This is a genomic window from Bacillus sp. RIT 809 (genome assembly GCF_016892495.1).
GTDB lineage: Bacteria > Bacillota > Bacilli > Bacillales > Bacillaceae_G > Bacillus_A > Bacillus_A cereus_U.
In genome coordinates, this window is record NZ_JAFEMR010000006.1 from 159,828 (window position 1) to 176,235 (window position 16,408).

The following is a 16,408-nucleotide window of genomic DNA, read 5'->3' on the forward strand; positions in this document are numbered from 1 at the left end:
AGCAATCGATATTATTGCTAAGAGTGGTATGAATAGCTATGCTATTTATGCAAACTGGGTGGTAACACGGTGAATAATCGTCCCTATGTCTATCGTAGACATAGGGACTTTTTGTTTTTAAAAAATAAAGGGGATGACAAAAGATGAATATTATTGATGAATTAGAATGGCGCGGTGCTGTGAATCAACAGACAGATGAAGAAGGTTTACGTAAGTTAGTAGAAGAGAAAAAGATTTCACTATACTGCGGAGTGGATCCGACTGGCGATAGTATGCATATCGGACATTTGATTCCTTTTATGATGATGAAGAGATTCCAATTAGCTGGCCATCATCCTGTTATTTTAATCGGCGGGGCAACAGGAACAATTGGTGATCCGAGTGGTCGTCAATCAGAGCGCCAATTGCAAACGTTAGAAGTAGTCCAGCATAATGTAGATGCGTTAACAGCGCAAATGAAAAAGCTATTTGATTTCGGCGGGAATAGCGAAGTGAAGATGGTAAATAACTATGACTGGACACATAAAATAAACATTATCGAGTTTTTACGTGATTACGGAAAAAACTTTAGCATAAATAGCATGTTAGCAAAAGATATTGTCGCAAGTCGTTTAGATACAGGAATTTCATTTACAGAGTTCACGTACCAAATTTTGCAAGCAATGGACTTCCATCATTTATACAAAGAAGAAGATGTTCAATTACAAATCGGTGGTAGTGATCAATGGGGAAATATTACGAGCGGTTTAGATTTAATTCGTAAATTAGAAGGTCATGAGGCGAAAGTATTCGGATTAACGATTCCGTTATTATTAAAATCAGATGGTACGAAGTTTGGTAAATCAGCAGGTGGTGCTATTTGGCTTGATCCGGAAAAGACGACAGCGTTTGAATTTTACCAGTTCTGGGTGAATACAGATGACCGTGATGTAATTAAATACTTGAAATACTTTACGTTCTTAACGAAAGAGAGAATTGATGAATTAGCAGCGAAGGTAGAAACAGAGCCTCATAAACGTGAAGCTCAAAAAGTATTAGCAGAAGAAATGACGAAATTCGTTCATGGAGAAGAGGCATTTTTGCAGGCTGTGAAAATTACAGCTGCGTTATTTAGCGGAGATATTAAATCGTTAACAGCTGATGAAATTGAACAAGGATTTAAAGAGATGCCGACATTTGAGTCTTCAAAAGAGACGAAAAACATTGTAGAGTGGTTAGTTGATTTAGGAATTGAACCTTCTAGACGTCAAGCGCGTGAAGATATTAATAATGGCGCTATATCTATGAATGGTGAAAAAGTAACGGATGTAGGCACTGATGTTACTGTAGAAAATTCATTTGATGGAAGATTTATTATTATTCGCAAAGGGAAGAAGAACTACAGCTTAGTGGAATTAGGAGAATAGTTCTTGTGAAAGAGTGGAAGTAGGGAAGATATCTACTTCTGCTCTTTTCATATACACAATTTCGACACAAAAAAGTCAGTATATTTTGATAATTAAAGAGGGTTATATTATTCTTTTGCCGAATAAATAAGTTAGAGAAAATTACGGATAAAAATAGCCCGAACCATGCAGGGCATGATTCGGGCTTATATTCAGATTAGTAAGCTAAGCTGAATAGACCTTTAATGTGTGATAAGTAACGAACGTTACTTGCTTCTTTCATTAATGATGCTGGTAAACCTTTAAGTGGAGTATTGCTTGCTCCGATTGTAGCAACAGCATCTTTACGTCCTAGACTAGCAAGTGTTCCAGAGTTGATAGGTGCGAACTCTTCGAATGCTTTGCCTTCTAGTGCTGCGTATAAGTTGTATCCAATTAACTCACCCATTTGCCAAGCGATTTGTGCAGTTGGTGGGTATGGACGACCGTCTGCAGCGAAGACAACAGCGCTATCTCCAGCAACGAATACGTCTTTGTGAGAAGTAGATTGTAGGTGCGCATCAACTGTTGCACGACCGCGGTTTACTTCAAGACCTGATTCACCAATTAATGGGTTACCTTGTACGCCGCCTGTCCAAACGAATGTGTTAGCAACGATTTTTTGACCGTCTTTTAAGTCGATTTCATTACCAGCAACGTTTGTTACAGGAAGACCTGTTAAGAATGTAACACCGCGTGCTTCTAAGCTAGCAGTTGCACGTTCGATTAAGTGGTCTGGTAATACTGGAAGGATTTTCGGACCTGCTTCAACAAGAAGAAGTTTAACTTCTTTTGGATTTACGCCGTGGCTTTTTGCAAGTTTAGGCATAATGTCAGCAAGCTCACCAACTAGCTCAACGCCAGTTAATCCGCCACCACCGATTACGATTGTAGCATCAGCTTCGTTTTTCGTTTTCGCGTATTCACGAATACGGTCTTCAACGTGTTTGTAGATTTTGTTTGCATCAGCAGCAGATTTTAATACCATGCTGTTTTCTTCTAGTCCTGGAATACCGAAGTAAGCAGTTTTACTTCCTAAAGCAACTACAAGTGCATCGTAAGATAGCGTAGTGCCACCAGCTAGTTTGATTTCTTTGCTATCAACTGAGAATGACTCAACTGTTGCAATTTTAAGATCGATGTCTTTACCTTTGAAAAGCTTTGTAAGTGGCATTGCAATTGCTTGCTCAGCAACGTTACCAGCTGCAAGGCGGTGTAGTTCAGTGATGATTTGGTGTGTTGGATATTGGTTGATCACTGTAACTTGTGCTTCTGATTTGCTGTAGTATTTACGTACGTTTAAAGCGGCAAGAAGACCGCCATAACCAGCGCCTAAGATGACAATTTGTTTTGACATAGTATGTTATCCCCCGTCTTTACTAATTGTTGTTATAAGTTAAATTATTTATTATTACGTTCTGCACTAACTTGAAGGTATGCGTTCACAAAGCGGAACATTTTTTGTGCTTGTGGGTCTTTTAGTAATTTTAATAGACCGAACAGGCCGATAACTTCGTTGCTTTCGTCAGCACGATCTTTCGCTTCGATAGCAGTTGCAGCCATGCTTTTCACTGTATCTTTTACAGGTTCTACAAGCTCTGTAATTGCACTAACAGTGTCGTTTTTTAATACTTCATCAGTAGCAACAGTTTGAGCGAAGTCATAAGACTTAGTTAAAATGTTAACAAGCTCAGTTAATTTTGGAAGCTGCTCTACTAGTGTTGTTAATGATTCTTGTACCTCAGGTTTTAACAACTGATCAAGTACATCAAGTTGTCCTTGGCTAGCAGAAATTTGTACAGTTTCTTGTTCTGGCTTTGTTTGAGTCATAGTTTCTGGCATCTCCAATTCTCCTTTACGATAGCAATACTTTTATTTTTGATAGGCAAGATAGTAAACGGTTATGAAACTTTATACAAAGTTTCACAAAACACAATAAAATGCCTTTAAATTTATGACAGCAAGTAGGCTGAAAACATAAATTTAAAACCATAACGTCTTACCTATTATTTATGAACTGTCCGATACATGGCTTGTCCGCATAATGGAAAGTTCCCTTATCGGAAAGTGTATATAATATATATCCTATATTATATACTATATACACGTATGTTAACATAAAAATGATTCCTAATTATTTGATATTGAGCCTGTAACCTAGTAATGGCAAGGAATGAAAGCGCATAAATTATTTTATCTATCTTAAAAATGTACCTATATATAAATGGAAAAAGGAAAAAACGGACAAATTTATGTTCATTTTTTCCTTTTTTTATTGTTCATCCTCTGTAAGTAGCATTGATGTGTTACCGCTTTTTTCAAGATGACATTCGCCCCAAGTACAAAGAGAATCGAGAATGGATTCTAAAGACCATCCGTAATCAGTAAGGGAATATTCTACTTTTGGTGGTACTTGATTGTACACCTTTCTTTGAATAACTCCATCTTCTTCTAATTCACGTAGTTGCTGTGTTAACATCTTTTGTGTAATACCAGGCATTAAACGTTTTAGTTCACTCGTTCTCCTTGTACCTTTCGTTAAGTGGCAAAGAATAACGACTTTCCATTTTCCGCCGATAACCTCTAAAGTTGCCTCCACAGGAATATTATATTTTTTCATATGAAAATCTCCTTTGATGAATGTAGATTTCAGTTCTTCAACAAAAGAAGCTAAATAAAGTGAAACTTAAATGTTACTTTTTAGTGCCTATAGCACTTTAAAGTACGTACTTTTTATTATGTTGAATATGTTTCATAATAGCATACGTAAGAGGGAAATGAGTAGTACGGTACTAAAAAGTGCCTATGTTACTTTTTGGTACCTATCGTACTTTAAAGTGCGTTCTTCAAAAAAAGAGTGAAGCCATTCATAATAGCATTTATGAGCAGTAAAGTTATTTTTGTAGAAGATAAAAAGGCCTTTTTATCACACTATTATGATTGGATTTCTCGTATTAAGGAGGAGTTCAATTGAATTCATATACAGTATCATCTTCGGCTGTTCAGACGAATCGAAGAAGTATGTTTGCTTTATTAGCGCTAGCAATTAGTGCGTTTGGAATTGGTACAACCGAGTTTATTAGCGTCGGTTTATTACCATCTATTTCGGAGGATTTACATGTTTCTGTTACAACAGCGGGCTTAACCGTTTCTTTATACGCGTTAGGAGTAGCATTCGGTGCTCCTGTTTTAACGTCGTTAACAGCTAGTATGTCGCGAAAGACGTTATTAATGTGGATTATGATTGTTTTCATTATTGGTAATGGAATTGCGTCGGTAGCAACGAGTTTTACTGTGTTACTTATCGCGAGGGTCGTTTCTGCATTTGCGCATGGCGTTTTTATGTCGATTGGATCCACAATTGCGGCTGCACTTGTACCAGAGAATAAACGTGCTAGTGCAATAGCATTTATGTTTACTGGTTTAACCGTTGCGACGATTACAGGTGTACCGATTGGAACGTTTATTGGTCAACAATTTGGCTGGAGAGCATCGTTTATGGTGATTGTGATCATCGGAATCGTTGCCTTAGTCGCAAACAGCATGCTAATTCCGTCTAACTTAAAAAGAGGTACATCTGTATCATTTCGCGATCAATTCAAACTCATCACGAATGGGAGATTATTACTTGTTTTCATCATTACTGCATTAGGGTATGGTGGAACGTTTGTAACGTTTACGTATTTATCACCGCTATTACAAGAAGTAACAGGATTTAAATCGAGTACCGTTACAATCATTTTGTTAGTGTACGGAGTTGCAATTGCGATTGGAAATATGATTGGCGGGAAGTTATCGAATCATAATCCAATTCGTGCATTATTTTATATGTTCTTTATTCAAGCAATTGTATTATTCGTACTAACATTTACGGCGCCATTTCAAGTAGCGGGGCTTATCACAATTATTTTTATGGGGCTATTCGCGTTTATGAATGTTCCAGGGCTACAAGTGTATGTCGTTATATTGGCTGAACGATTCGTACCGAGTGCCGTTGATATCGCATCAGCAATGAATATTGCAGCATTTAACGCAGGAATCGCTCTTGGGGCTTATTTAGGCGGTATTGTAACGAACTCGTTAGGATTAATTCATACAGCTTGGGTAGGCGGCATTATGGTAGTAGGTGCTGTTATTTTAACAGCGTGGAGTATGGCATTAGAAAAAAGAGATCAAGCAAAATAAAGGAGAGAAAAATATAATGAAAAATTTACAAAGTAAAACAACATTGCATAACGGTGTAGAAATGCCTTGGTTCGGTTTAGGTGTATTTAAAGTAGAAGATGGACCGGAACTTGTAGAGGCTGTAAAAGTAGCGATTAAAGAAGGGTACCGCAGTATTGATACGGCTGCGATTTATGGGAATGAAAAAGCAGTTGGAGAAGGAATTCGCGCTGGGATAAAAGAAGCAGGAATTTCTCGAGAAGATTTATTCATTACTTCAAAAGTATGGAACGCAGATCAAGGATATGAAACGACACTTGCTGCATATGAAGAGAGCTTAAAAAAATTAGAGCTAGATTATTTAGATTTATATCTCGTTCATTGGCCTGTTGAAGGGAAATATAAAGATTCGTGGAGAGCGTTAGAAACACTTTATAAAGAAGAACGCGTGCGTGCAATTGGCGTAAGTAACTTCCAAATCCATCATCTGAAGGATGTAATGGAAGGTGCGGAAATTAAGCCGATGATTAACCAAGTAGAGTATCACCCGCGTTTAACGCAGAAAGAACTACAAGCTTTCTGTAAAGAACAAAGTATCCAAATGGAAGCATGGTCACCACTTATGCAAGGTCAGTTATTAGATAATGAAACATTACAAGAAATTGCAGACAAACACGAAAAAACAACAGCTCAAATCATTTTACGTTGGGATCTTCAAAATGAAGTTGTAACGATTCCGAAATCAACGAAAGAACACCGCATTATTGCAAACGCAGATATTTTCAATTTTGAGCTAACAAAAGAAGATATGGAAAAGATTGATGCTTTAAATCAAAACCACCGCGTTGGTCCAGATCCTGATAACTTTGATTTCTAAACAAGTAGAGGGAAAGAGTGCAAACAGTTTGCACTCTTTTTTGTTTTATCTATGCATAAAAAAATGTTCTAACTAAATAATAAACAGTATTAAATTTGTTATTTTATAAGGGGTTGTAGACATGAATATAAAACGATCGTTCAAGCTAATGGCCGCTTTTTTGAGTGTTTTATTTGTATTTGCGAACTTATTATTTCCACTTCAAAAGGCATCCGCAGAAGTTATGGATCATACGAAGTATCAAATGGATTGGAGTTATAGTAAGTCAAAGAAGAAACCAATTCGAACAGAGCTTATTAAAACAGCAGATGGCAAAATTGCTTTTTGCTTAAATGTAGATTTGAAATCTCCAGGCGGTCAAGACTTACCTGAAATGGGCAAAGTAGATATTAACGTGTACCGCGTACTATTAAACGGATATCCACAGAAGAGCCCGCAAGAATTAGGTGTTTCTGATTGGAGAGATGCACATTACGCAACGCAACTTGCGGTGTGGAATGCGTTAAAACAAATCGATATTAACGATTTAGATTTCCGTAATAAAAATGTAGAGAAAGTAACGAAAGATATTGTCGCAAAAGCAAGCGCTAGTGAGGAACTACAAGAAATTACGATGAGTGTAGTACCGTCAGAAGAACAAGAAGCAGTATTGAAAGATGAGTTTTTTGAAACTGGTTTATATACAGTGCAAACAAACGCTAAAAGTGGAACGTATAAAGTACAAGCAACAGGTGCACCAGAAGGCGCGAAGTTCGTAAATGAAAAAGGCGAGGCAAAAACAGAATTTAATGTAGGAGAGAAATTCCGCATTTTAATTCCGAAACAAACGCCAGCGGGTGGATTTAGCTTTAAAGTATCAGGCAATTTAACGAAATTACAAGGAATTGCACATAAAGGTACACCGACTATTCAAAATGCGGTTGTATTACTTGAGCGTAGTGAAGAGAAAACAAGTCCAGAATTAGCTGTAAGTTGGAAAAAAGCAAATGGTCATGATAATAAACCAAATAAACCCTATACACCAAATGAACCACATAAACCGAATCAATATAACAGATGATGAAAAAAGCTCGTAAACACTATGTTTACGAGCTTTTTTTATTACTCAGCTTCAGAAACAACTGTGAAGCGTTCGTTTACGTGTTTTGGGTTCTCGATTTCATCAAGTGCTGCTACTGCAAAATCTTCGTAACTTACGTAGCTATCACCTTTTGCGTTAACAAGAAGGTTGTCCTTACCAGCTTTGTAAGAGCCAGTGCGTTTTCCTAATGCGAATAGTGCAGAAGGGCTGATGAATGTCCAAGTAATATCATTTGTTTGTTGTAAGATTTCTAAGTTTTTACCTTGGTTTTGAGCAGTTGCAAGGTATTCATTTGGGAAACCTGGTGTATCAAATACACGAGTCGTTTTTTCTTCGTCTACAAATAAGCTTCCTGCCCCGCCCACAACAAGTAATTTTGTATTAGGTGCACCTTTCATAGCTTCAATTAGTACGTTTCCTGCATCTACGTGAAGGTGTTCTTCGCCTGCTGGAGCACCGAATGCATTTACTACAACATCGAATGCTTGTAGGTCATTAGATGTAAGGCTAAATGCATCTTTTTCTAAAACTTTTACGTTGTCTTCTATAATTTTTGCAGCATTTCTTACAATTGCAGTTACTTCGTGACCGCGATCTAATGCTTCTTTTAAAATACGACTTCCAGCTTTTCCGCTTGCTCCGATAATTCCGATTTTCATAATGAATCCCTCCAAAGTGTTTTGTTAAAGTGTGTATGTGAAAATGAATGAATTTAGTGTAATTACGATTGTTACAACTTGATGTAATCATTATAGTTACAGGTTGGTGTTTTTGTCAATGGGATTATGTATTGTTTTATTATGTGCATTTTATAAATATAAAGTCATAAATAATAACAAATAACACCGTTATGTTACAAAACCTAACATATGGAAGTAATAACCTGTCGAAAAATGTTGATTTTTGAATATTTTTTAAATATAATTCAATTTATGAAGAAAAAGGGAGGGGACTGACAGTATGAATATTTTAGAACAATTCGTTTCATCAACGAATACGATTCTTTGGTCATATATTCTTATCGCAATGTTAATCGGTTTAGGGCTTTATTTTTCTATTAAATTGAAATTCGTACAAATTACTCATTTAGGGGAAATGGTTCGATTAATGGGTGATGGTTTAACTGGAAAGACACGTAAAAAGGGAAGTGTATCGTCATTCCAAGCATTTTGTATGAGTTCAGCAGCTCGTATTGGAATCGGGAACTTAGCTGGTGTAGCGCTAGCTATTTCTATGGGAGGACCAGGAGCTGTATTTTGGATGTGGGTTATTGCGATTATTGGGGCGTCTTCAAGTTTCGTAGAAAGTACGCTTGCGCAAATTTATAAAGTAAAAGATGGTAGTGGCTTCCGTGGTGGTCCTGCTTATTATATGGAAAAAGGTTTAAATAAACGTTGGATGGGAATTTGGTTCTCTATCCTTATTACAATTAGTTACGGTTTAATTTTTAACTCAGTACAAGCAAATACAGTGACATTAGCATTTGAAAATGCATTTGGTATTGAGCGTTATGTTGTTGGAATCGTATTAGCAGTATTAGTTGCGGTTATTATTTTTGGTGGTGTGAAAAGTATCGCGCGTATGTCTGAGCTGATCGTTCCGCCAATGGCACTTATTTATATTGCAGTAGCTATTTTCGTTGTTATTAAAAACTATTATTTAATACCGGATATGTTTACAGAAATCTTTAAAGGTGCATTCGGTTTAGATTCAGCTGTAGGTGGCGGTATCGGTGCTGCAATGAAGTTTGGTATTCAGCGCGGATTGTTTGCGAACGAAGCAGGTATGGGTAGTGCGCCAAATGCGGCTGCAACAGCGGATGTAACACATCCAGCTAAACAAGGATTTATTCAAACAATTGGAGTATTAGTAGATACATTCTTAGTATGTACATCAACAGCGTTTATCGTACTATGTTCTGGTGCATATAAGGCAACAAATTTAGAAGGTATTGAATTAACGCAAGTGGCGTTAAGTTCACAAATCGGTTCGTGGGCAAGCGGCTTCTTAGCGATTATCATTTTCTTATTTGCTTTCAGTTCATTACTAGGAAACTATTATTATGGTGAAACGAATATTGAATTTATTAAACAAAGTAAAACTTGGTTAACGATTTACCGTATTGCGGTAGTGGGAATGGTATTATTCGGTTCTGTTGCGACGCTTCAAGTCGTATGGAATATGGCAGATTTATTTATGGGTCTAATGGTAATCACAAACTTAATTGCGATTACACTTCTTGGAAGATTTGCGTATGCAGCATTAGCGGACTATGTGAAACAAAAGAAACAAGGAAAAGATCCAGTCTTCAGTGCAGATTCTATCCCTGGTTTAACGAACACAGTGTGCTGGGACAAGCCAGCAGTAGCAGATAAAGAAAAAGCTGTATAATACAAAAGGAACGAGCATCAGAGAAATTTGATGCTCGTTTTTTTTATGGTGATAAAATAAGGAGAGAGGTAAAAGACGAACATTAATGAGCATTTTATAATAAAATGTAATTTTTTAAAAGAAAAATGCAGATGTGAGTTGTAATTTGTGTTAGAATGGTTAATGGCTTTAGAATAAGAGATTAGACGACTTTTTATAATCATTTCTATGGTTTTAGGGGTAAATGGAAAGTTCGGTTTATTTCGTATTTCTAATGGTCAGACGTTCAACATTAAAGAAGAGTTAAATGGAGGATTTTATTAATGAAGTTTGTTATGTTTCTTGTAGGATTACTTGTTGTATTCGTACTCGGTTTTCTTATAAGTTCTGATCGTAAGAAGATTAAGTATAAACCAATCGCGATTATGCTTGTTATTCAGCTAGCGTTAACGTATTTCTTATTAAATACGCCAATTGGTTATATTTTAGTAAAAGGAATTTCAGATGGATTTGGAGCACTTCTTGGATATGCGGAATCTGGAATCGTTTTCGTATTTGGTGGTCTTGTTAATAAAGGAGAGGTTTCATTCTTCTTAACAGCTTTATTACCAATCGTATTCTTTGCCGTTTTAATTGGAATTCTGCAACACTTTAAAATTTTACCGATATTTATTCGTGCTATTGGTACTATGCTAAGTAAAGTAAATGGTTTAGGAAAATTAGAATCATATAATGCAGTAGCGGCTGCAATTGTTGGGCAAGCAGAAGTATTTATTACAGTAAAAGATCAATTAAGTAAAATCCCCAAACATCGTTTATATACACTATGTGCGTCTTCCATGTCGACAGTATCGATGTCGATCGTTGGTTCTTATATGAAAATGATTGAGCCAAAATATGTAGTAACAGCACTTGTATTAAATTTATTTAGTGGTTTCATTATTATTCATATTATTAATCCGTACGATATTACGGAAGAAGAAGATACACTAAAGTTAGAAAATAAGAAAAAGCAGTCATTCTTTGAAATGCTAAGCGAATATATTATGCTTGGTTTCACGATCGCGATTACGGTAGCAGCAATGTTACTTGGTTTCGTAGCATTAATTACAGCAATCAATAGCTTGTTTGATTCAGTGTTCGGTATTACATTCCAAGCTATTCTAGGATATATTTTCTCTCCATTAGCATTCGTAATGGGAATCCCGCAATCAGAAATGGTAACGGCGGGACAAATTATGGCAACGAAATTAGTATCGAACGAATTTGTTGCGATGCTTGATCTAGGAAAAGTAGCTAGTGATTTATCAGCTCGTACAGTCGGTATTCTTTCTGTATTCCTTGTATCATTTGCAAACTTCTCATCTATCGGAATTATTGCAGGTGCAACGAAAGGGATTGATGAAAACCAATCAAACGTTGTTTCATCATTCGGATTACGACTTGTATACGGTGCGACATTAGTAAGTCTTCTATCGGCGATTATCGTTGGTGTTATGTTATAAAGTGAAACTTTAATCAGTGGGGGGCTTTATCCCCCGCTGATTATTAGTTGAACCAATCGGGCTTTTACGGGCAGTTAATCACCCACCTAACTTCTTTGTTTTCGCTGAATTTTGAGGTGGGGGTCTTACTGCCCGTTAAAGCGGGGTAAAAAGGATGGCCCTAGCTCATAGCTAGGGCTATTTTTTATAGTAAATTTACATAAAAAAACCAATCAGTTAGGAATATATTAACATATAAAAATCTTTTAAAATTTATATTGCATTTCGATTAGATAACGCTTACAATTTGATTTGTAGGTGGTATCCATTTCAGACGTTAAATACTACGGTAGAGAAGAAGAGACTACCTGTTATAAATTGCAATTTATGTAAACGCTTACTGATTTTAGAAGACAGTTCAAAATATTTTAAGGGTTCATATTTTTTTAACATTAATGGTCAGACGTCATTCGTTATACGACTGATAACTCATGGAAGTGGAGGATTCACATATGAAGTTAGTAATGTTTCTAGTCGGTTTACTTGTAGTATTTGTACTAGGGTTTCTTATAAGTTCAGATCGTAAGAAAATTAAATATAAACCAATTGCAGTTATGCTTGTAATTCAATTGGTACTTGCGTATTTCTTACTAAATACAAAGGTCGGATTTGTATTAGTAAAAGGGATTGCAGATGGATTTGGCGCTATTTTAAAATTTGCGGAAGCTGGGGTTAATTTCGTATTTGGTGGTCTAGCAAATGATGGACAAGCACCATTCTTCTTAACAGTATTATTACCAATTATTTTCTTAGCAGTACTAATTGGGATCTTACAACATATAAAAGTTTTACCGATTATCATTCGTGCAGTCGGTTTCGTATTAAGTAAAATTAACGGTTTAGGAAAACTTGAATCATATAACGCAGTAGCAGCGGCAATTGTCGGCCAAGGTGAAGTATTTATTACAGTAAAAGATCAATTAAGCAAATTACCAAAAAATCGTTTATATACACTTTGTGCATCTTCAATGTCAACAGTATCGATGTCAATCGTTGGTTCTTATATGAAGATGATTGATCCAAAATATGTAGTAACAGCACTTGTACTAAACTTATTTAGTGGATTCATTATCATTCATATTATTAATCCATATGATGTGAGCGAAGAAGATGACATTTTAGAATTACAAGAAGATAAGAAACAAACATTCTTTGAAATGTTAGGCGAATATATTATGCTAGGTTTCTCTATCGCTGTAACAGTAGCGGCGATGTTAATCGGTTTCGTAGCATTAATTACAGCAATTAACGGTGTGTTCGATTCAATTTTCGGAATCACATTCCAAAGCATTTTAGGATATATCTTCTCGCCATTAGCATTCGTAATGGGCATTCCAACATCAGAAATGCTAACAGCAGGACAAATTATGGCAACGAAATTAGTAACGAACGAATTTGTTGCGATGCTTGATCTAGGAAAAGTAGCTGGTGAGTTATCAGCTCGTACAGTAGGTATTTTATCAATCTTCCTTGTATCATTTGCGAACTTCTCATCTATCGGAATTATCGCAGGTGCAACGAAGAGTATCGATGGAAAACAATCAAACGTTGTATCTTCATTTGGATTAAAACTTGTATACGGTGCAACGTTAGTAAGTATATTATCAGCGGTTATCGTTGGGGTTATGCTTTAATAAATAACAAAGAAGTCGTTTATCTCTCACTTCGGGAGGATAAACGACTTTTTGTTTAACTTACTTTATCCAAGTCTTTTTTAAACCGTGGTCTCTCTAAATAAGTTCCCAGTCTCCACACATATTCCACAGGCCCCATTCGGTATTTCTGTAGCCAATAGGTACTAACGAATAATTGAATCGTATAAATTCCAATGGTTAAAAGAATACCGAAGAAATAGCCAATTTTACCGTATAAGCCAAATCCATATGCGTAAAAAATAGTTGTTGTGATAATAGATTGCGCTAAGTAATTACTAACCGACATTTTTCCCATGTTCGCCATGTATGTTAGTAAATGCGCTACCTTTTTGTAATGGAATAATAAAATAATCGTGCTTCCGTAAAAGAAGGTCATGGTTACTGGTGTAAGACTATCTTGTAACATAATTAAAATCGGATGTTTCACGAATATAGCTAAGATTTTAATTGTAAAAGAGAAAATCCCAGTGATAAGCCAGATTTTTTTGACAGCAGGTATATGTTGATCGACCTCAAATAGCCAGCCCTTTTTCCCCACATACATTCCGAGTAAGAAAAGTGGAGACATAAAAATTATTGCGAAAACTGATATGAAAACTAATCCGAATACACCGTTAATCCCCATATAATCAAAAGGATTTTCGGTCAATCTAAAGTTGACATGATCCATATAGCTTCCAGTCTCATGGACCTTATGTTCCTTTTCAGTATAAGGTGCGAAATCATCATAGGGGTTCGATGTTGATTCCGATTGGTAAGATGCGAGCATAATGAGTGCTAGTAAAATAGATGCCCAAATGAGCAATGTTTTCGGTTTTCGATTGATGAACATCATTAAGAAAATCCCGATAACCCCGTAGGCAAATAAAATATCTCCCTCCCAAACAAAGGTGCCGTGAATGTAGCCTAGCAGTAAAAGAATGATAATACGTCTTATGTATGTGGGGAAGAATTTCTTTCCTTTCACAATAATACTTTTTTGTAGCAAAATAATACTAAGACCAAATAAAAAAGAGAATAGGGACATGAAATTGTGGGTGCCGAAAAATTGAATAAACCAATTAGCACCTTCATCAAGTTTTCCAAATATATAAGTTGGTTTTTCACTGGCGAAGAATCCAAATTGAATTAAGGTCATATTGACAAGTAAAATACCAAACAAAGCGAAACCACGGATTGCATCAACAGCTTCTACACGCTGATTCATTTTTTCTCTCCTCGTATATTATTTTATCCCGCATTAACGAGCAGTAAGGCTCCCACCTCAAAATTCGGCTGGAGCAAAGAAGTTAGGTGGGAGATCAACTGCCCGTAAACGCCCGATTGGTGAGGGCTAATAATCAGTGGGGGATGAACAAAACCCCACTGATTAAAGTTTCACTTTATATTGAAAATAATACCATTTTCTTACTGGTACTATGTCAAATACAAGGAAATTTAAGGTGATTTTAAGCTAGAGGGAAAATAAAAAAATCACCTTAATACATTCATTAAGGTGATTAAAATATTATTCAGCCGGAGGCGTAAATGTACGTTTTTCTAATTCAGCATCTAGCATAAACAGTGCGTTTGAATCGCTTGTAATACGTTTTAATTTTTGAATGATGCTATCAAATGAAGCTTCTTCTTCTACTTGCTCGTCAACGAACCATTTTAAGAAAGTAATTGTTGCGTGTTCACGCTCATCCCACGCAATATCAGATAAGTTGTAAATACGTTTCGTTACTTCACGCTCGTGCTCAAGTGCGACTTCGAAAGCATTCAATACAGACTCATATTCATTATTAGGATGATCAAATCCAGTAATAATAGCGCGCTCGCCGCGGTCATTAATGTAGTTGTAAAGCTTCATTGCGTGGAAACGCTCTTCTTCAGCTTGTACAAGGAAAAAGTTAGCGAATCCATCATAGCTTTCCGCTGTACAGTAAGCAGCCATTGCCATATAAGCGTGGGCAGAGTAAAATTCAAAATTCATTTGTTCATTTAGTGCGTCGTGCAATTTTTTAGATAACATAAAATCCCCCTTATTATTTTGACAAGAACATTATATCACAATTGATAATATTCTCATTTAGATGCTTCGAACCTTTTTGAAAGCTTTGTGACGTGTGTTTCCATAATGTCTTGTAAATCCAAATCATATTTTTGTGAAAGAATAATAAGATTAGATAGGACATCACCAAGTTCTTCTTTTAGTTCTTGTTTTAGCTCATCTTGTGTTTTCGTTTGTTCATCAGGGCGATCACGACCGATTTCAATTGCGCGAACAACGCGTGAAACTTCCCCAACTTCCTCAGTTAAGAAATTTAAGCGAATAAAGGAATTATACTGTGACCAGCTTCGTTTTTCATAAAATTCCTCAACCCATCTTTGAAATGCGACGATATCCATTTCTTTCTCATCCCTTCAATATGTTGTACAATACCCATTGTATCATAACAATATATAGTTTCGAGGTGTAGGGATGAGAAAGATTTGTGTGTTTGCAGGTTCAAATTTAGGGGAGAGACCAGAATTTAAAGAGCAGGCAATAGAGTTAGGGAAAATATTTGTTGAGAACGATTATGAGCTTGTATACGGCGGTTCATGCGTTGGATTAATGGGAGAAGTGGCAAATGAAGTTCTTCGCCTAGGTGGACGTGTAACAGGTGTTATGCCGCGTGGTTTATTCCGTGGTGAAATTGTTCATTCAGGACTAACAGAATTAATTGAAGTAGAAACGATGCATGAGCGTAAGGCGAAAATGGCAAAGCTTGCGGATGCTTTCATTGCATTACCAGGCGGATATGGAACGTTTGAGGAATTATTTGAAGTTGTATGTTGGTCACAAATTGGTATACATGATAAGCCAGTTGGTTTATTGAACATTAAAGACTTTTACGGACCAATTCTGCAAATGGTTGAACGCGCAGCTGAAGAAGGCTTTATGAACCCATCGAATAAAGAGTTAATCGTTTCAGCTGAGACGGCTGACGAATTAATTCATAAAATCCAAAATTACGAGCGTCCTGTTTTGGGGACTAAGTGGAAGCAATTATCATAGTACAATTTTATAGAGAATTTCGGAAACACATGTCATTTTATCTTGAAAAGACATGTGTTTTTAATTTGGTTAAATCTATTGATAGTGAGATGTGAAATCGTTGGAAGAGGGGAAGTAGATGGAGGTATGTTTTGCTGACTTAAAAAAAGAACATCTGAATAAAAGGTGAATAAGGAATTATTGAGTGACATAGAATTGTTCCGTTAAAGGGTCAGATTGTGGAAGATAGCGAATGTTTTTTATGAAGGTA

Annotated in this window: 15 protein-coding genes and 1 other annotated feature (1 of these 16 running past the window's edge); of the genes, 8 read left to right on the forward strand and 7 right to left on the reverse strand. The window is 36.2% G+C overall.

Features of this window, described 5'->3' with window-relative positions:
* Positions 1-88, forward strand: a binding site (T-box leader); it begins 129 nt to the left of the window's first position.
* Between the two features lie 55 nt (positions 89-143).
* Positions 144-1,406: a tyrosine--tRNA ligase gene (gene tyrS, locus JTF23_RS09200; RefSeq protein WP_002159940.1), complete on the forward strand. Its 1,263-nt coding sequence runs from the start codon at positions 144-146 to the stop codon at positions 1,404-1,406.
* A 196-nt stretch (positions 1,407-1,602) separates the two neighbouring features.
* On the opposite strand, the gene JTF23_RS09205 is transcribed toward tyrS, so the two are convergent.
* From JTF23_RS09205 to JTF23_RS09215, 3 genes are all read right to left on the reverse strand, one after another.
* Positions 1,603-2,781: an NAD(P)/FAD-dependent oxidoreductase gene (locus JTF23_RS09205; RefSeq protein ID WP_002112768.1), complete on the reverse strand. Its 1,179-nt coding sequence runs from the start codon at positions 2,779-2,781 to the stop codon at positions 1,603-1,605.
* 44 nt (positions 2,782-2,825) lie between these two features.
* Positions 2,826-3,266 carry a DUF1641 domain-containing protein gene (locus JTF23_RS09210; protein ID WP_002112767.1) on the reverse strand — a complete coding sequence of 147 codons (441 nt, stop codon included), beginning with the start codon at positions 3,264-3,266 and terminating at the stop codon, positions 2,826-2,828.
* Between the two features lie 430 nt (positions 3,267-3,696).
* Positions 3,697-4,044 carry a winged helix-turn-helix transcriptional regulator gene (locus JTF23_RS09215; RefSeq protein ID WP_002112766.1) on the reverse strand — a complete coding sequence of 116 codons (348 nt, stop codon included), beginning with the start codon at positions 4,042-4,044 and terminating at the stop codon, positions 3,697-3,699.
* A 401-nt stretch (positions 4,045-4,445) separates the two neighbouring features.
* On the opposite strand from JTF23_RS09215, the gene JTF23_RS09220 reads away from it, so the two are divergent.
* The 3 genes from JTF23_RS09220 to JTF23_RS09230 all read left to right on the forward strand — a co-directional run bounded on the left by JTF23_RS09220 (position 4,446) and on the right by JTF23_RS09230 (position 7,525).
* Positions 4,446-5,609 carry an MFS transporter gene (locus JTF23_RS09220; RefSeq protein ID WP_204208604.1) on the forward strand — a complete coding sequence of 388 codons (1,164 nt, stop codon included), beginning with the start codon at positions 4,446-4,448 and terminating at the stop codon, positions 5,607-5,609.
* Between the two features lie 16 nt (positions 5,610-5,625).
* Entirely contained in the window at positions 5,626-6,465 is an 840-nt protein-coding gene (locus tag JTF23_RS09225; RefSeq protein WP_213020025.1) for an aldo/keto reductase, read from the forward strand.
* Between the two features lie 121 nt (positions 6,466-6,586).
* Positions 6,587-7,525: a thioester domain-containing protein gene (locus JTF23_RS09230; RefSeq protein ID WP_070179008.1), complete on the forward strand. Its 939-nt coding sequence runs from the start codon at positions 6,587-6,589 to the stop codon at positions 7,523-7,525.
* Positions 7,526-7,566: 41 nt separating this feature from the next.
* Here the strand turns inward: JTF23_RS09230 and JTF23_RS09235 are convergent, their stop codons facing one another.
* On the reverse strand, positions 7,567-8,205 hold the full coding sequence (locus JTF23_RS09235) for an NAD(P)-dependent oxidoreductase (RefSeq protein ID WP_002112762.1): 639 nt from the start codon (positions 8,203-8,205) through the stop codon (positions 7,567-7,569).
* 301 nt (positions 8,206-8,506) lie between these two features.
* Here JTF23_RS09235 and JTF23_RS09240 point away from each other — a divergent pair, with 301 nt between their 5' ends.
* The 3 genes from JTF23_RS09240 (at position 8,507) to JTF23_RS09250 (ending at position 13,094) form a co-directional block, all read left to right on the forward strand.
* Entirely contained in the window at positions 8,507-9,937 is a 1,431-nt protein-coding gene (locus JTF23_RS09240) for an alanine/glycine:cation symporter family protein (RefSeq protein ID WP_204208568.1), read from the forward strand.
* Between the two features lie 302 nt (positions 9,938-10,239).
* Positions 10,240-11,421 (forward strand): NupC/NupG family nucleoside CNT transporter, encoded by a 1,182-nt coding sequence (locus JTF23_RS09245; protein ID WP_002112759.1) that lies wholly within the window; start codon positions 10,240-10,242, stop codon positions 11,419-11,421.
* A gap of 491 nt (positions 11,422-11,912) precedes the next feature.
* On the forward strand, positions 11,913-13,094 hold the full coding sequence (locus JTF23_RS09250; protein ID WP_002112757.1) for a NupC/NupG family nucleoside CNT transporter: 1,182 nt from the start codon (positions 11,913-11,915) through the stop codon (positions 13,092-13,094).
* Positions 13,095-13,149: 55 nt separating this feature from the next.
* Here the strand turns inward: JTF23_RS09250 and JTF23_RS09255 are convergent, their stop codons facing one another.
* The 3 genes from JTF23_RS09255 to JTF23_RS09265 all read right to left on the reverse strand — a co-directional run bounded on the left by JTF23_RS09255 (position 13,150) and on the right by JTF23_RS09265 (position 15,506).
* On the reverse strand, positions 13,150-14,322 hold the full coding sequence (locus tag JTF23_RS09255; RefSeq protein WP_204208569.1) for a DUF418 domain-containing protein: 1,173 nt from the start codon (positions 14,320-14,322) through the stop codon (positions 13,150-13,152).
* A 300-nt stretch (positions 14,323-14,622) separates the two neighbouring features.
* Positions 14,623-15,129, reverse strand: a complete 507-nt coding sequence (locus JTF23_RS09260) for a ferritin (RefSeq protein ID WP_002112754.1) — start codon at positions 15,127-15,129, stop codon at positions 14,623-14,625.
* A 53-nt stretch (positions 15,130-15,182) separates the two neighbouring features.
* Entirely contained in the window at positions 15,183-15,506 is a 324-nt protein-coding gene (locus JTF23_RS09265) for a MazG nucleotide pyrophosphohydrolase domain-containing protein (protein ID WP_071151631.1), read from the reverse strand.
* Positions 15,507-15,579: 73 nt separating this feature from the next.
* Here JTF23_RS09265 and JTF23_RS09270 point away from each other — a divergent pair, with 73 nt between their 5' ends.
* The gene (locus JTF23_RS09270) at positions 15,580-16,158 is read left to right on the forward strand and encodes a TIGR00730 family Rossman fold protein (protein ID WP_213020026.1); all 579 of its coding nucleotides are present in this window, start codon (positions 15,580-15,582) and stop codon (positions 16,156-16,158) included.
* Positions 16,159-16,408: the final 250 nt, after the last annotated feature.

Bases quoted from the DNA above. Each gene is read 5' to 3' on its own strand.
- tyrS (WP_002159940.1), top strand. From the start codon at position 144: ATGAATATTATTGATGAATTAGAATGGCGCGGTGCTGTGAATCAACAG.
- JTF23_RS09205 (WP_002112768.1), bottom strand. From the start codon at position 2,781: ATGTCAAAACAAATTGTCATCTTAGGCGCTGGTTATGGCGGTCTTCTT.
- JTF23_RS09210 (WP_002112767.1), bottom strand. From the start codon at position 3,266: ATGCCAGAAACTATGACTCAAACAAAGCCAGAACAAGAAACTGTACAA.
- JTF23_RS09215 (WP_002112766.1), bottom strand. From the start codon at position 4,044: ATGAAAAAATATAATATTCCTGTGGAGGCAACTTTAGAGGTTATCGGC.
- JTF23_RS09220 (WP_204208604.1), top strand. From the start codon at position 4,446: ATGTTTGCTTTATTAGCGCTAGCAATTAGTGCGTTTGGAATTGGTACA.
- JTF23_RS09225 (WP_213020025.1), top strand. From the start codon at position 5,626: ATGAAAAATTTACAAAGTAAAACAACATTGCATAACGGTGTAGAAATG.
- JTF23_RS09230 (WP_070179008.1), top strand. From the start codon at position 6,587: ATGAATATAAAACGATCGTTCAAGCTAATGGCCGCTTTTTTGAGTGTT.
- JTF23_RS09235 (WP_002112762.1), bottom strand. From the start codon at position 8,205: ATGAAAATCGGAATTATCGGAGCAAGCGGAAAAGCTGGAAGTCGTATT.
- JTF23_RS09240 (WP_204208568.1), top strand. From the start codon at position 8,507: ATGAATATTTTAGAACAATTCGTTTCATCAACGAATACGATTCTTTGG.
- JTF23_RS09245 (WP_002112759.1), top strand. From the start codon at position 10,240: ATGAAGTTTGTTATGTTTCTTGTAGGATTACTTGTTGTATTCGTACTC.
- JTF23_RS09250 (WP_002112757.1), top strand. From the start codon at position 11,913: ATGAAGTTAGTAATGTTTCTAGTCGGTTTACTTGTAGTATTTGTACTA.
- JTF23_RS09255 (WP_204208569.1), bottom strand. From the start codon at position 14,322: ATGAATCAGCGTGTAGAAGCTGTTGATGCAATCCGTGGTTTCGCTTTG.
- JTF23_RS09260 (WP_002112754.1), bottom strand. From the start codon at position 15,129: ATGTTATCTAAAAAATTGCACGACGCACTAAATGAACAAATGAATTTT.
- JTF23_RS09265 (WP_071151631.1), bottom strand. From the start codon at position 15,506: ATGGATATCGTCGCATTTCAAAGATGGGTTGAGGAATTTTATGAAAAA.
- JTF23_RS09270 (WP_213020026.1), top strand. From the start codon at position 15,580: ATGAGAAAGATTTGTGTGTTTGCAGGTTCAAATTTAGGGGAGAGACCA.